General features: G+C 62.1%; 16 protein-coding genes. 1 reads left to right on the plus strand and 15 read right to left on the minus strand.

Annotated elements, in window-relative coordinates; translation table 11 throughout:
• Positions 1–78: 78 nt before the first annotated feature.
• From THECO_RS18060 to pth, 4 genes are all read right to left on the minus strand, one after another.
• On the minus strand, positions 79–1206 hold the full coding sequence (locus THECO_RS18060; protein WP_015256456.1) for a peptidylprolyl isomerase: 1128 nt from the start codon (positions 1204–1206) through the stop codon (positions 79–81).
• A complete protein-coding gene (mfd, locus tag THECO_RS18065; protein ID WP_052836008.1) occupies positions 1193–4672 on the minus strand; it encodes a transcription-repair coupling factor in 3480 nt (1159 codons plus the stop codon). The genes THECO_RS18060 and mfd overlap by 14 nt, the downstream gene beginning before the upstream one ends.
• Positions 4673–4900: 228 nt before the next feature.
• Positions 4901–5131 (minus strand): anti-sigma-F factor Fin family protein, encoded by a 231-nt coding sequence (locus tag THECO_RS18070; protein ID WP_015256458.1) that lies wholly within the window; start codon positions 5129–5131, stop codon positions 4901–4903.
• 64 nt (positions 5132–5195) lie between these two features.
• The gene (gene pth, locus THECO_RS18075; RefSeq protein WP_015256459.1) at positions 5196–5756 is read right to left on the minus strand and encodes an aminoacyl-tRNA hydrolase; all 561 of its coding nucleotides are present in this window, start codon (positions 5754–5756) and stop codon (positions 5196–5198) included.
• Between the two features lie 92 nt (positions 5757–5848).
• Here pth and THECO_RS18080 point away from each other — a divergent pair, with 92 nt between their 5' ends.
• A complete protein-coding gene (locus THECO_RS18080) occupies positions 5849–6088 on the plus strand; it encodes a hypothetical protein (RefSeq protein ID WP_015256460.1) in 240 nt (79 codons plus the stop codon).
• 67 nt (positions 6089–6155) lie between these two features.
• On the opposite strand, the gene THECO_RS18085 is transcribed toward THECO_RS18080, so the two are convergent.
• From THECO_RS18085 to rnmV, 11 genes are all read right to left on the minus strand, one after another.
• Positions 6156–6794: a 50S ribosomal protein L25 gene (locus THECO_RS18085; RefSeq protein WP_015256461.1), complete on the minus strand. Its 639-nt coding sequence runs from the start codon at positions 6792–6794 to the stop codon at positions 6156–6158.
• A gap of 71 nt (positions 6795–6865) precedes the next feature.
• Positions 6866–8266, minus strand: coding sequence for a bifunctional UDP-N-acetylglucosamine diphosphorylase/glucosamine-1-phosphate N-acetyltransferase GlmU (glmU, locus tag THECO_RS18090; RefSeq protein WP_015256462.1), 1401 nt, complete (start codon positions 8264–8266; stop codon positions 6866–6868).
• 148 nt (positions 8267–8414) lie between these two features.
• The gene (gene spoVG / locus THECO_RS18095; RefSeq protein WP_015256463.1) at positions 8415–8702 is read right to left on the minus strand and encodes a septation regulator SpoVG; all 288 of its coding nucleotides are present in this window, start codon (positions 8700–8702) and stop codon (positions 8415–8417) included.
• A gap of 118 nt (positions 8703–8820) precedes the next feature.
• On the minus strand, positions 8821–9225 hold the full coding sequence (locus THECO_RS18100) for a RidA family protein (RefSeq protein ID WP_015256464.1): 405 nt from the start codon (positions 9223–9225) through the stop codon (positions 8821–8823).
• Between the two features lie 154 nt (positions 9226–9379).
• A complete protein-coding gene (purR, locus tag THECO_RS18105; RefSeq protein ID WP_015256465.1) occupies positions 9380–10207 on the minus strand; it encodes a pur operon repressor in 828 nt (275 codons plus the stop codon).
• 83 nt (positions 10208–10290) lie between these two features.
• Positions 10291–11145 (minus strand): 4-(cytidine 5'-diphospho)-2-C-methyl-D-erythritol kinase, encoded by an 855-nt coding sequence (ispE, locus tag THECO_RS18110; RefSeq protein ID WP_015256466.1) that lies wholly within the window; start codon positions 11143–11145, stop codon positions 10291–10293.
• 170 nt (positions 11146–11315) lie between these two features.
• Positions 11316–11507, minus strand: coding sequence for a small, acid-soluble spore protein, alpha/beta type (locus THECO_RS18115; RefSeq protein ID WP_015256467.1), 192 nt, complete (start codon positions 11505–11507; stop codon positions 11316–11318).
• Positions 11508–11588: 81 nt separating this feature from the next.
• A complete protein-coding gene (veg, locus tag THECO_RS18120; RefSeq protein WP_015256468.1) occupies positions 11589–11864 on the minus strand; it encodes a biofilm formation stimulator Veg in 276 nt (91 codons plus the stop codon).
• A gap of 144 nt (positions 11865–12008) precedes the next feature.
• Positions 12009–12926, minus strand: coding sequence for a sporulation peptidase YabG (yabG, locus tag THECO_RS18125; RefSeq protein ID WP_015256469.1), 918 nt, complete (start codon positions 12924–12926; stop codon positions 12009–12011).
• A gap of 59 nt (positions 12927–12985) precedes the next feature.
• Positions 12986–13888 (minus strand): 16S rRNA (adenine(1518)-N(6)/adenine(1519)-N(6))-dimethyltransferase RsmA, encoded by a 903-nt coding sequence (gene rsmA, locus THECO_RS18130; RefSeq protein ID WP_015256470.1) that lies wholly within the window; start codon positions 13886–13888, stop codon positions 12986–12988.
• Positions 13885–14448: a ribonuclease M5 gene (gene rnmV, locus THECO_RS18135; RefSeq protein ID WP_015256471.1), complete on the minus strand. Its 564-nt coding sequence runs from the start codon at positions 14446–14448 to the stop codon at positions 13885–13887. The genes rsmA and rnmV overlap by 4 nt, the downstream gene beginning before the upstream one ends.
• Between the last annotated feature and the right edge of the window lie 126 nt (positions 14449–14574).

Consider the following 14574-nt stretch of genomic DNA (forward strand, 5'->3'; position numbering starts at 1 on the left):
AAACGGACTCCGCATTTCACGGAGCCCTGACGATACCTTTTTGTTATTTTCATAGTCTGCTTGTCCGCTTTGCGCGCCTTACTGCGCCGTTTCGCCCCCGGCGTCGCCGCCTGCATCATCTTGCGAGGCTTCGCCATCGCCGCCCGCTTCGCCTTGCGGCTCTTCGCCGCTTCCGTCTTCGGCCGGCGTCTCTTCCTGCGGCAGGCTGATCTCGATCCCGAGCGCTTCGATTTCCTTCTGCATCTGTTCATTCAGCTTCGGACTTGCGAGCGACTCGCGGATCGCGTCCTTCTTGTCCTGGGGCAGCTTGTCGAACGTCATTTCTTCACGCTTCTCGACCTTGATGACATGGTATCCGTAGCTCGTGAGCACCGGCTCGCCGATGACGCCGATCGGCTGGGTGTTGGCCGCCTGCTTGAACTCTTCGACCCAGTCGCCCGCCTTCGCGTCCGCGTACAGTCCGCCGTTGTCCTTCGAACCCGGATCGTCGGAATATTCCTTCGCCAGCTCATCCCAGCTGCCGCCCGCGATCAGCTTCGCCCGCGCTTCCTTCGCGCGCGCGAGCGCTTCTTCCTCCGTCCGTTTCTCTTCGCCCGTCGCCGAATCGGTGGTCGCGACCAGAATGTGGCGCACGGTGACGATGTTGTAGTCAGACGGAGCCTTGTCGAATTCCGCCCGGATCTCGTCTTCCGTTACGGCATTCTTGATCTCCTGAAATTTCTTGTCGATGGCCAATTCGCCCGAAATGAGCATCTTCAGCAGCCGTTCGGCTTCTTTGCTCGTCAGGCCCGACTTGTCTAGAATTTGTTTAATGCTTTCCTTCTGCGCCTCGTCCTTGAGCACCTCGTCAAGCTGTCCCCGGAACGTCGCGGCGGACTCTTCGGCCTGCTTCACATCGTCGGAGGTCGCCTTGGCGGCGTATTCCTTGTAGATGATGTACCGCTCGAGAACCTGCTCTTTGTATCCCGGAATGTACTCGATATACATCGCCTCCATCGGCGACGTCAGTTCGAGCAGCGAGAGATACTTGTTGAATTCGGTATCCGTTACGGTCTTGCCCTGGTAGGTCGCGACCGGATCGCCCTTGCCCTCGCCGGGCACGCCGCCGTCATCCTTGCCGCCGCAGGCGGCCAGCGTTCCCGCGAGCGCGCAAGTCAGGGCAAGCGCGGCAAGACGCCTGATCGCGTTCCGTCTATTGAGCCACATCTTGTAGTTCTCCTTTCGGTTTGAGCGCTTCTTCATATTGTAACAGAAATTGCTCCAGCATCGCCAATTTGGCGCCGTCCGCGAGTCCCTGGCCGCGCATCAGGATGGTCGGCTGCGACCCTTGCTGCGCCGTCTGCCGGCTGAACCGGTTTTCGAACTTGAAGCAGAGTCTGTCGATCTGCTTCTTGTCCATGCGCTCCGCTTCGGCCGGCGCGAATTTCAGGATCAAATCGTCGCCGCGCTGCGTGATCTGTTCAATGCCGCATCTGCGCCCGTACGCCTTCAGCCGGGCGACCGCGAGCAGATTCTCGACCGCTTCCGGCGGGTCGCCGAACCGGTCGACCAGTTCTTCGCGCAGGTCGTCGGTCTCCTCCGGTTCCCGGATGACCGCGACTTTCTTGTAGATCTCGATCTTCTGCATGCTGTCGTAAATGTATTCCGACGGCAGATACGCGTCCATCGCGAGGTCGATCGCCGTATTCACTTCCCGGACTTCCGGCTCCGGCTGTCCGAGCAGCGACGCCTTGCGCTTCGCGATTTCTTCCGCGAGCATCTGCGAATACATGTCGAACCCGACGGAGGCGATAAAGCCGTGCTGTTCCGCGCCGAGCAGGTTGCCGGCGCCGCGGATCGCGAGGTCCCGCATCGCGATCTTGAACCCGGAGCCGAGCTCGGTGAATTCGCGGATCGATTGCAGCCGTTTCTCGGCCGCCTCGTTCAGCACCTTGTCGCGCCGGTACGTGAAATAGGCGTAGGCGATCCGGTTCGAGCGGCCGACCCGTCCGCGCAGCTGATAAAGCTGCGACAGCCCCATCTTGTCGGCGTCATGGACGATGAGCGTGTTCACGTTCGGAATGTCGACGCCCGTCTCGATGATGCTGGTGCTCACAAGCACGTCGAACTCGCCGTCGAGGAAATCGAGGATCGTCTTCTCGAGTTCCTGTTCGGACATCTGGCCGTGGCCGACGGCGACGCGGGCGTCCGGCACGAGCGCCGAGATCTGCTCGGCCATCTGGTAGATGCCCTGCACGCGATTGTACAGGTAGTAAACCTGCCCGCCCCGCGCAAGTTCGCGCTCGATCGCTTCCCGCACGAGCGACGGGCTGTATTCGACGACATAGGTCTGCACGGGAAAACGGTTCTCGGGCGGCGTCTCGATCAGCGACAGATCGCGCACGCCGAGCATCGACATGTGGAGCGTCCGCGGAATCGGCGTCGCGGTGAGCGTCAGCACGTCGACGTTCGTCTTCAGCCGTTTCAGTTTCTCCTTGTGGGTGACACCGAAGCGCTGCTCCTCGTCGACAATCAGAAGCCCGAGATCCTTGAAAACGACGTCCTTCGAGAGCAGCCGGTGCGTGCCGATGACGATGTCGACCGTTCCGGCCTTGAGACCCTTGATCGTCTCCGTCTGATCCTTGCGCGAGCGGAAACGGCTCAGCACCTGCACGTTGAACGGATAGCCCGCGAACCGCTCGCGGAACGTCTCGTAGTGCTGCTGGGCAAGAATCGTCGTCGGCACGAGCACCGCTACCTGCTTGCCTTCGATGGCGGCCTTGAACGCGGCGCGGATCGCCACCTCCGTCTTGCCGTAGCCGACATCGCCGCAGAGCAGCCGGTCCATCGGCCGCGGCGATTCCATGTCGCGCTTGATCTCCTCGATGGCGCGCAATTGGTCGGGCGTCTCCTCGTAAGGGAACATCGCCTCGAACTCCTGCTGGTACGGCGTATCCTTCTGGAACGCATGCCCCGGCGTCGACTGGCGCTCGGCATACAGCCGCACCAGATCTTCCGCAATGTCCTGGACGGACGAACGGACCTTGTTCTTCACGCGGTTCCATTCGCTGCCGCCCAGCTTGTAAATCTTCGGCTCCTTGTCCTCGCTGCCGACATATTTCTGGATCAGGTCGATCTGGTCGATCGGCACGGACAGCTTGTCGCCGTCCGCATACAGAATGTGAAGGTAGTCCTTGTGCACGCCGCCGATCTCGAGCGTGCCGATGCCGATATATTTGCCGATGCCGTGGTTCTGGTGAACGACGTAGTCGCCGACTTTCAGCTCGGTGTAGCTCTTGATCCGCTCGGCATTGTCGATCTTCCGCTCGACCCGCCGCGCCTTCCGCTGCTTCTGCGAGAACATCTCGCCTTCGGTGATGACGACCAGCCGCACGGAAGGCAGCTCGAACCCGCTCTGCAGGTTCCCCTGGATGAGCATCGGCGGCTCGATGCCGTAGTCGCGCAGCACCCGCTCCATCCGCGCCATCCGCTCGGCGCTGCCCGCGAGCATCATGATCGTCGAGCCCGCCTTGCGCCAGCGCTCCGTCTCCGCCTTCAGCACGTTCATCTGGCCGTGGAAATTCTGCATCGCACGGGTGACGATGTTGACGATGTTCTGCGGCTGCGTGTGCGGCACCTGCCGCAGGAACAGCTGCAGATAGAGCGTCTGGAACGGCTGCCTGAACAGCGCGGCTTCCGCCTCCACGCCGGTGGCGAAGCCCGGCAACGTCTTGCCGTTCGACAGGAGCGCCGTCGTCCATTCCGCCTCGTCCCGCTCCAGCTGCTTCGACGTCTCGATCAGCCGCGTCGGCTCGTCAAGCACGAGAATCGTGTCCTGCGGCATGTAATCATGAAGCGTCTCCCGCTCCGGGAAGAGCAGGGCGATATATTTGTAAATCTCGGGAAAATAGACGTGCTGCCGCAGCTTCTCGATCTCCTCGCCGATCGCTTCCTCAAGCCGCGACTTCGCCTGCCTGTCGGTCATCTTCTGAAGCTGCGCCTCGAGCAGCTCGAACGCATGCTGCGCCGCGTTCTTCATGCGCTGCCCGTCGGCGACGATCTCCCGGCAGGGCGTGACGACGTACGACTGCATCTTGTCGATCGACCGCTGGTCGGACGGATCGAAGGTGCGGATCGAATCGATCTCGTCATCGAACCATTCGACACGGATGGCCGTCTCGCTCGTCAGCGGGTAGAAGTCGACGATGCCGCCGCGGACGCTCATCTCGCCCTTGCGCTCGACGCGGTCCGTCCGCTCGTAGCCGAGCTCGACCATGCGGCGCAAGAAAGCCTCCATCGGCAGCTCCTCGCCGACCGCAAGCGGAATGCGGGCCTCCGAGAGATAGCTGCGGGCCGGCTGGAAGCGCCGCAGGCCGCTGTACGGCACGACAACAATACCGCGGAATCCCTGGGTCAGCCGGATGAGCACGTCCATCCGCTGCGCCATCGTCTCCGGACTCGAGATGGCCGCTTCCGCGGCGACGAGCTCGTTCGCCGGGTAGAGCAGCACCTCGTCCCCGGACAGACATTCCTGCAGATCTTCCGCGGCCTTCTGGGCCGCAAACATATTGTGCGTGACGATCAGCATCGGGCGCTTCAGCCCGCGCCGGATCGCAGCAAGCATAACCTGCCGGGACGAGCCCGCCAGGCCGGATATCATCTGTTCGCGCATGCCGCTGCCGATGCCGTCCATGATCAATCGGACATCGGGATCGGCAGCGAAAGCCTCGATCAGTCTTTCCAACTTGTGCACCTGCTTTCCATATGAACCGGGTACGCTTACAAATTCCGGGTTCGTCCAACAGGAAAAGAGCCTCGGCGCATTTCGCCGAGGCTGTCTCAAGGGAGGACAACCGCTGACCGGTAGCGCCGGCGATCATCCGCCCTCCTGCTTAAGCTCGATTCGGGGAACGCGCCCCCGCTATTGCAGCGGGCTCTCGATCAGCAGCAGCTCCGGATTCGCCTCCAGCGCTTCGCGGCAGTAATCGCAGATCACTCTGACGGTTACATTGCCCGCCGCGTCATACGCTATTATATCGCCCCGTTCTTCGGGGGTCAAGAAATGAAAGCCCAGCGCCGCCTCGCTCAGATCGTCCCGGTCGAGCGATCCGAGCGGCGTCCGGCAGTGCCGGCAGACGTAGTTCACAGCCATCGTATGCCTCCTGAAGAACCGGTATGTCACCATTATGCCCGGTTTTCGGGAGAACTATCGGCTGCTAACCGTTGAATTTCGCCATCGCCTTCTCAAAAGGGTGTTCGAGCGCATATTCTACCGCATCGCAAGCGGCTGCGATCATCGTCTTCAGCTGCTCCGCTTCCGCCTTGTCGAACGGCGAGAGCACGTAATCGACAATCTCGCGTCCGGGAGCCGGGCGGGAGATGCCCATCCGGATCCGGTTGAACTGCTGCGTGCCGAGATGCTGGATGATCGACCTCACGCCGTTGTGGCCGCCCGAACTGCCCTGATAGCGGAGCCGGATTTTGCCGAGCGGCGTATCCAGATCGTCGTAGACGACGATCAGATCGGCGATGTCCGCCTTGTAGAAATCGAGAAACGCCCGGAGCGATTCCCCGGACAGATTCATGTAGGTCATCGGCTTCAGCAGATGCACCTTCTCGCCCTTGACATGGCCTTCCCCGACAAGCGCCTTGAACTTGCTCTGCGTGACGCTGATATTCCACCGGCGCGCGAGCTCGTCGATGACCATGAAGCCGACATTGTGCCGGGTCGACTGATAGGCTGGCCCGGGATTGCCGAGTCCGACGATCCATCTCATCGTGCACCTGTCCCCCTTCCCTGACCAGAAGATATCGGCCGCCCTGCAACGATTCGATCGTCTAAATTGTCATTATAGGTAGAGGTGATCGCATGGTCAACGAAATGTTGTCGAGAAGCGCGCTGTTTGTCGTGTACGAGAACGGACAGAGGCTGCATGAAGACCAGCATTTCCAGGATCACATCGACCATGGCGTGCCGATTCAGATCTACCTTGGAGGCGTACATCAGGAGATCGGATTTGTCGAATGGTTCAACAGCCGTTCGGTCCGCGTCAACAACATCGACTTCGACCGGAACGTGTTCACCTTCGTCTCGCGTCCGGGTTATTGAGCGTCCGGCCATAAAACGAAGCTGCCTGCCGCTGCGGGCGGACAGGCAGCTCGCTGCCGTTCGGTATTCAGGATCGTGCCGCCGTTTTCTCTTCTGCGCCGCTGCGGTCCGTCTCCGCGGCATTCGCCTCCGGTTCGGCCGGTTCCGCGTCATCTTTCTGCGGAGCGAGCACCGTCACGACGACAAGCGACGGGTCGGTCTTCACGAGCACGCCCGGCGGAACCTTGAGGTCGCGGACGACGAGACTGTCTCCGAGCTTAAGCCCCGAGACGTCCACGGGAATCGCGTCCGGAATGTCGGCGGGCAGACATTCGATCTCCAGCTCGTGCAGCAGCATCTGAACGATGCCGCCTTCCTTCTCGGCCGGCGATTCGCCGGCCGGTTCCAGGGGCGCGTGCGTGCGCACGGGCGTCTTCAGGTCGATCTCGCGCAGATCGATGTGCAGCACGTTGCGCGTCAGCGGATCGCGCTGCACGCCGGCCACCATGACCGGTCTCGTGTCCGAACCCGCCATTTCAAGATCGAGCACCGCGTTCGGATGATGGCGGAGCAGCGCCAGCAGCTCCTTCTCCTCGACGGCGATCGGCGTCGAGCCGCTCGCCTTGCCGCCGTACAGATTGCCCGGCACTTTCCCCTGATCGCGCAGCCGGCGCAGTTCGCCCTTCGGGCGCGTCGGCCGCTCTTCCGCTTTGATCGTCGGCGTCATCGGGAAACCTCCTTCGCACAGGTTTCCCTATAGTGTTCCCTTTTCCAGCCTTCACCATGCACCGGATCGGATCAGTTCTGGCCCGAGCGCTCCTTCTTCGCCCGCGCCCGCGCGCGGAGACGCTCGGCATAGCCTTCCTTGTTGACCTGCCGCTCGCGCGCGATTGCCATGTCGTTCGGCTTCACGTCCTGGGTGATCGTCGAACCGGCGACGACATAGGCGCCTTCGCCGATCTTCACCGGCGCGATCAGATTGACGTTGCTGCCGATGAAGGCGCGGTCGCCGATCTCGGTGACCGATTTGTTGTAGCCGTCGTAGTTCACCGTAATGGCGCCGCAGCCGATGTTGACATCCCGGCCGACGACGGCGTCGCCGACATAGCTGAGGTGCGACACTTTCGTGCCTTCGCCGAGCGACGCGTTCTTCAGCTCGACGAAATCGCCGATCTTGCAGCCCGCGGCGAGCTTCGATTTCGGGCGCAGGTTCGCGTACGGCCCGATCGAACATTCGTCGCCGACCTCCGACTCCAGCAGCACGGAGTGGCGGATCGTCACGCCCCGGCCGACGACGGAATCGGTGATGTCGGCCTGCGGGCCGATGACGCAGTCTTCGCCGATGACGGTCCGGCCCCTCAGCACCGTTCCCGGGTAGATGACGGTGTCCGCGCCGATCGCGACATCCGCTTCGATGTACGTGGCCGCAGGATCGATGATCGTCACGCCGGCTTCCATGTGCCGGCGGTTGATCCGCTCCCGCATCAGCCGTTCGGCCTCGGCCAGGGCGATGCGGTCGTTGACGCCGGCCGCCTCGGCCGGATCGGGCGTCCGGTAGGCAGCGACTGCTTCGCCGGCCTCGTGCAGAATGCCGATCACGTCCGTCAGGTAATATTCGCCCTGCGCGTTGTCATTCTTCACCTTGCCGAGCGCGTCGAACAGCTTCCGGTTGTCAAAGCAATAGGTGCCGGCGTTGATTTCCGTGATGTTCAGCTCGTCTTCGCTGCAATCCTTGTGTTCGACGATGCGCTCCACGCTGCCGTTCTTTCCGCGGATGACGCGTCCGAGACCCGACGGGTCCGGGACGACCGCCGTCAGCAGCGTCGCGGCGGCGCCGCTCCGCTCGTGCGCATCCAGCATCGCGCGGATCGTCTCCGGCCGGATGAGCGGTGTATCTCCGCAGACGACGATCGTCGTGCCCGCTTCCCCGCCGATCAACTTATCGGCCTGCAATACCGCATGTCCGGTGCCGAGCTGCTCGGCCTGCAGCACGCATTCGGCGCGATCGCCCACGTAGGCTTGCACCTTCTCCGCCCCGTGTCCGACGACGACAATCGTCCGTTCGCAGCCAGCCGCGGCCGCTGCGTCCAGCACATGTCCGACCATCGGCTTGCCGCAGACGGGGTGCAGCACTTTGTGAAGTTTCGATTTCATTCGTTTCCCCAGTCCAGCCGCAAGCACGACCGCCATTCTCTTCATGTCCGTTTTCCTCCCGAGTTCGTTCCTGCGCTTCGCTGCGAAGCGTATCTCCCTCGACTATACACTTGCTTCGGACAAAAGAAAAGAGAGCCATCGGCCCTCTTCTCCCGATCATCTGAATACGCTATCAGTCCATCGTGCGTGTCCATCATGCGCCTTCTTCAATCGCCGCTTCTTCTTCAGCTGCCGCCCGCTCGTATTCCGCCAGCACAGCGGATTGGATCTTCTCCCGCGTCGACGAAGAGATCGGATGTGCGATATCCCGGAATTCTCCGTCCGGCGTACGCTTGCTCGGCATGGCCACGAACATGCCGTTATTGCCGTCGATGACCCGAATATCGTGAACAACGAATTCGTTGTCAATCGTGATCGAGGCAATCGCCTTCATTCGGCCTTCGGAATTCACGCGGCGGAGTCTCACATCGGTAATTTGCATTCTGTTCACCACCTTTGCCTACCAAAAGACTTGGTGTAATATTCCACAAATTGTGCCGAAATCCTTCTTGTATCTGGAAATATTGTTGCGGGTTGACTAACTTTTTTTTAACTGACAATTACCGCTGTTTTTCGCCATCGGGAACGGCGGCGATCAGCTCGATCTCGACCTTGACGTCCCGGGGCAGACGGGTGACTTCCACCGTCGAACGCGCCGGCTTGTGATCCCCGAAATACGAGGCGTAGACGGCGTTGAACGCGGCGAATTCGTTCATGTCCTTGAGGAAGACGGTCGCTTTCACGACATCGGACAGGCTGCAGCCGGCCGCAGCCAGCACCGCCTGCAGATTGCGAAAGACCTGATGCGTCTGTTCCTCGATGCCGCCTTGCACCGGTTCGCCTTCCGGCGTAAGCGGAATCTGGCCCGAGGTGAAGAGCAGATTGCCGAACCGGACGGCTTGCGAATACGGGCCGATGGCGGCGGGGGCTGCGGTGGTCGAAATGATGATCGGTCGTTGAGACATGTTCGCACTCCTCCTTGATGGTTTCCCTATTGGAATGGTAGGGTTAACAAGTATGCCAAAGGACTGCGTCCCGGCGACCCGCAACGCGGGCCCGTCCGCAACCGCTTGCATATGGACAAACGCGGCACCGCCCGATCAGGCGATGCGCGCCTCCTCAATCGTCGAAGTAGTTCCCCGGAACAACCGTTGTCTGCTTCGTCTTCAGGTCGACATGCGTCAATCTCGCCAGCGACACGTAATCATGGAACAACCGCTCTTCGGCGCCGACTTCACCGGATTCGACGAACACGCCGACGCCGGCGACTGTTGCGTCAAACTCCGCGAGCAGGTCGATCATGCCCTGCACCGTGCCGCCCGCCTTCAGAAAATCGTCGATGATGAGCACCCGCGACTGTTCGCGCAGCGCGCGCCGCGCGAGCGACATCGTCTGGATCCGCTTCGTCGAGCCCGACACGTAATTGATGCTGACTGCCGAACCTTCGGTCACTTTGTTGTCGCGCCGCACGATGACAACCGGCAGATTCAGGTACATCGCCGTTGCATAGGCCAGCGGGATGCCCTTCGTCTCGACCGTCATGATGACGTCGATCTCGCGGCCGGCGAACGCGGTCGCGAACATGCGGCCGACTTCGCTCATGATCGCCGGCTGGCCGATCATGTCCGTCATGTACAGATAGCCGCCGGCGAGCACCCGTTCCGGCTGCTCCAGCTGGCGGCAGATCTCGCGGATGACCGCAAGCGCGGCCTCTTTCCTGACGGTCGGAATATACTTGACACCGCCGGCGGCGCCGGCCAATGTGTGCAATTGCCCGATGCCTTCTTCTTCGAAAACTTCCTTGATGATGGCCAGATCTTCGCTGATCGATGATTTCGCCGATTGGTAGCGGTCCGCAAATGCTGTCAGCGAAATTAACGTGTGGGGGCGTGCCAACAAGTATTGCGTCATTTCGACCAGCCTGGCGCTTCGCTTCAACTTCCTCACGGCCTTCACCCCCGTATGAAATCCGAATGATATACTGACAATATATCATTTTCATACGGTTTTTTGCAAGTGACCGCTCAAGTTTATGTCAGCATTCTTGCCACGAACACGTCCTTGCAGAATCCGCGGAGCCCGTTGTAAATGCGCGGCACCTTCGCTTCCTTCGCCACCAGGCCGAACACCGTGGGGCCGCTCCCCGACATCAGCACGCCGTCCGCCCCGAGCCGCTGCATGATCTCCTTCAGCCGGCGCACTTCGGGATGGCGCTCGAGCGTCACCGTCTCGAGCACGTTGCCGAGCTCGGCGCACATGTCGCGGAACGAGCCGGCCTCGATCGCTTTGACCATCCGTTCGAGCGACGGATGCTGCTTCACCTTCTCCAGCCGAAACTGCCCGTACACGTCGGCCGTCGACACGTTGAGCTGCGGCTTCGCCAGAATGACCCAGCATTGCGGTGGACTCGGCAGCTGTTCGAGCTTCTCGCCCCGCCCGCGCGCGATCGCGGTGCCGCCGCGCACGCAATACGGCACGTCGGAGCCGAGCTCGGCCGCCAGCTCGAGGAGCTCGGCGTCGGACAGATTCAGCTGCCAGAGCCGGTTCAGCCCGCGGAGCGCGGCCGCCGCGTCGCTGCTGCCGCCGGCCAGTCCCGCAGCCGCCGGAATGTGTTTGTCCAGATGGATGTAGACGCCTTTCTTCACGCCGTACCGGTCCTTGATCAATCTCGCCGCCTGGAACGCCAAATTTTTCTCGTCCAGCGGGATGTATCCGGCCTGGCTTGACAGCACGATCGCATCCCGGGGCAATTCCTCCATTTCGAGCCGATCGGCCAGGTCGACCATCGTCATGACCATTTCGATTTCGTGATAGCCGTCTTCCCGCTTGCCCAGCACGTCGAGCAGCAGATTGATCTTGGCCGGCGCTTTCTCGTAAATTTTCACGCATTCACCACCGTTCGTCGCACCCGCTCGTCCTTGAGTCCTTCCCAATTATAGCATCGGTTTCCGCCAAATGCGAAAAACGGCCGGTCCTGTCGGCGGGCGCAAATGCGAAAAGCGGCCCGCGCGGCGCTCATCGCGCCTGCAGGCCGCTCAGTTTTGTCCGATATTCGTCACGACGGTCGGTTGCCGCGATTCGCCAGCGCCTGTTCCGCAAGCTGAATCGCCCGTTTGACCATGTTGCCCGCATCTTTCGCCCGGATGCCGCCCCAGCCTTCCTTGGCGACGGTACCGTAGAATCCGAGTTCCTTCGCCAGTTCTTCCTTGAGTTGCTGCGACATCGCGCCTCGCCTTCTGCGGCCCATGACGGGGTCCTCCTTCCGCGCGAATCCGCGTTGTGATGAAGGATAGTATGCCCCGGTCCGGGCGGATCATACGGCGGTGCGTCAATGCTGCATGTAAGCGATCCGCACCTGTCCTTCGTCGCTGACGACGGTCACCTCGACGGTCTCCGTCAAAATATCGGCATAGCTGTAAGACACGCGTTTGAAAGCATGTTGCTCCTGGTCAAGCTTCACGATAAAAACAGAAGGGTAGGTCTCTTCCAACACGCCGGTCCGCTCGATCGTCTTGCGGCGTCCACCGTTGGCTCGCAGGCAGACTCTGGAACCGACGTGCGCTTCCAGACTGCGTCGGATTTCGAGCAGCGCATTCTTCGCCATCGTCCACTACCACCTCTTTCCTTGTCCATTATACATGAAAAGAAGCGGCAGTGTCAAATGAAGAAAACATTATAGCAACACCATAAATCGGTTGTCAACAGTCTATTATCCTTTTTTTTTGAATGTCCGCAATCCGACATGATTTTATGCACCGTAAGCCGGGACGATCTTCTTCGCATTCCACCCCGGACGCGGCGTTCCGAGCCGGCGCTTGCCGAACGTCTCGACGCCGCCCATCCCTTCCGCTCCGCATATCGTGCCGCGGATCGCTTCGGTCAGATGGATCGGCTCGCGGAACGGCGTGCGGCTCGCCTTGATCGCCACGACGACCGGGTCGAGGGCGTGGATCATCACCCGCCGCGGCGAGCTGGCGAAGTTGGCCCCGGCCATGAGCAAAGCTTCGAAGTGCGACTGGCAAGCGCCGGCGACGATGATCAGGTTGTCCTTGTTCGGTTCATAGGCGCGGGCGGCGCGGACGGCCTGCACGAAATGGACGGAGTTCTTGTAGCTGCTGAGCGGGCGGAGACTGGCGTAGGGCCGGTTCTTGAGGACGCCGTCGTGTCCCGTGATCACGACGATGTCGGGCCGCACCTGCGGCAGAAGCCGGCCGATCACCTCCGGCATCACCGATTCGTGGCAGTGGATGCAGTCGGCGGGCACATTCATCTGGGCGTACAGCGCCATGCTTTTGCGCAGATATGCGCCGTCCCCGTCGAGATGCAGGACACGGCCGGGCATCTCGAAATACCCGCTCGGCGGGTTCGCGGTCTCCTGGCGGTATGCTTCCGCATCGTCCACGGACTCCGTGTCGGAGCGGAAGCTTTCCGCCTCCCCCTCCTGGCGCCGGAAGCGTCTGAGCGATTCGTGCTCTTTGATTTTCGCCGCCACGGCGGCGCTGCTCGTTTCGGGCTGCCGGACGACGACAAGATCGGAGAGCGGAGCGTCGGCCAGCAGCCGGTAGTCGACACCCTTCAGAATGGCCGTCTGCCGGACGATGGCTTCAATGCGGAACAGGATGTCGCCGCCGTACGATTTTCGCACGACGTAATCCCCTTGCTTCATGGGCTGATCACCTCTTCCGTCTATCCTATGGAAGGGCGGCCCGTCTGGTGTTCAGCCAGTTATGCCGGATGTTCGGCCAGCTTGTTGGCAAGCGCCGCGAATTCTTCGAGCGACAGCGTCTCGCCCCGCCGGCCGGGGTCGATGCCGCAGGACGCCGGCAGCGCGGCAGCTTCCTGGCGCCGCTCCTTGCCGAGCAGCGCGGTCAGGTTGTTCGCCAGCGTCTTCCGGCGCTGGGCGAACGCCGCGTGCACGACGCGGAAGAACATCGCTTCGTCCGTGACGTCCACGGGCGGCCGGGCGCGCAAGGTGAGGCGCACGACGGCCGAGTCGACGTTCGGCGGCGGCACGAAGACGGTGCGCGGCACGGTGCACACGACCTCCGGCTCCGCGAAATAGCGGACCGCGACGCTGAGGCTGCCGTATTCCTTGCCTCCGGGCGGCGCCGTCATGCGTTCGGCCACTTCCTTCTGCACCATCACGACGATATGTTCAAGCGGCAGCCGGTCCTCCAGCAGTTTCATGAGGATCGGCGTCGTCACGTAGTACGGCAGATTGGCGACGACGCTGACGCGTTCCAGACCGGCGAACCGTTCGGCAATCAGCTGCTTCAGATCGAGCTTCAGTGCGTCGCCGTGCACGATCTCCACGTTGGCGCAAGGCGCGAACAGTTCCTCCAGAATCGGGATGAGCCGCCGGTCCAGCTCGATCGCCGCCACCTTGCCCGCGGCCATGGCGAGCTGCTCGGTCAGCGCCCCGATGCCCGGACCGATCTCAAGCGCGCCCTTCGACGGTCCAAGCTCGGCCGCATCCACGATTTTGCGCAGCACATTCGCGTCGACGAGAAAATTTTGCCCGAGTGCCTTGCGGAACGTGAAGCCGTATCGCGCGATGATTTCGCGCGTCCGCTTCGGCGTGCCGATGTCTCCCGCGGGCCGGCTCATTCGCATGCCGTCCGTCATCATCCTGCTTCCCCCTCTCCGCCGTCCATGGCGGCAAGCGCTTCGGCCAGCTCCCGCTTCGTGATGCGGAGCATCCGGCAGCGGCGGAAGAACTGCTTGCCGTTCGCATAGCCGATGCCGAGCCGTCTGCCGAGCTCCCGGCGCCGCTGAGCCGCTTCCGGGTGGACGATGAGCCCCGCCTCCATCAGGTCATCCCACTCGACGACATCCGCTCCGGCTTCTTCCGCCGGCCGCTCGGTCCGAACGGCGGCAAGCGCCTGCCGGATCGCTTCCGGCGTCGCGTGCTCGACGCCGAACTTGCCGCCCCGCTCCGCCTGCTCCTGCGGCAGGAACGCATGCTTGCAGCCCGGCACGCGGTCCGCCACGATCCGCCGGATCCGTTCGCCCGCATGATCGGGGTCGGTGAAGATGATGACGCCGCGGCGCGCTGCGGCCAGTTCAATCCGGCGAAGCACTTCCTCGCCGATTGCCGAGCCGCCCGTCTCGATCGTGTCCGCCTCAACCGCGCGCTTCACGGCGCCGGTGTCGTCCTTGCCTTCGACGACGATAATTTCCTGGATCATGTCGCATTCCTTTCCCAAGCCCGGTAAACGGCTCGTCCTCTTCATGATGATGGCCGCAGCTTCGCCCCGCTATGCGCCTCCGCAACGACAAGAAAACCCCGGCGCGGCATCCGCGGGGATGCCGCA

Origin of the sequence: Thermobacillus composti KWC4 (assembly GCF_000227705.2) — a bacterium.
GTDB classification, from domain to species: domain Bacteria; phylum Bacillota; class Bacilli; order Paenibacillales; family Paenibacillaceae; genus Thermobacillus; species Thermobacillus xylanilyticus.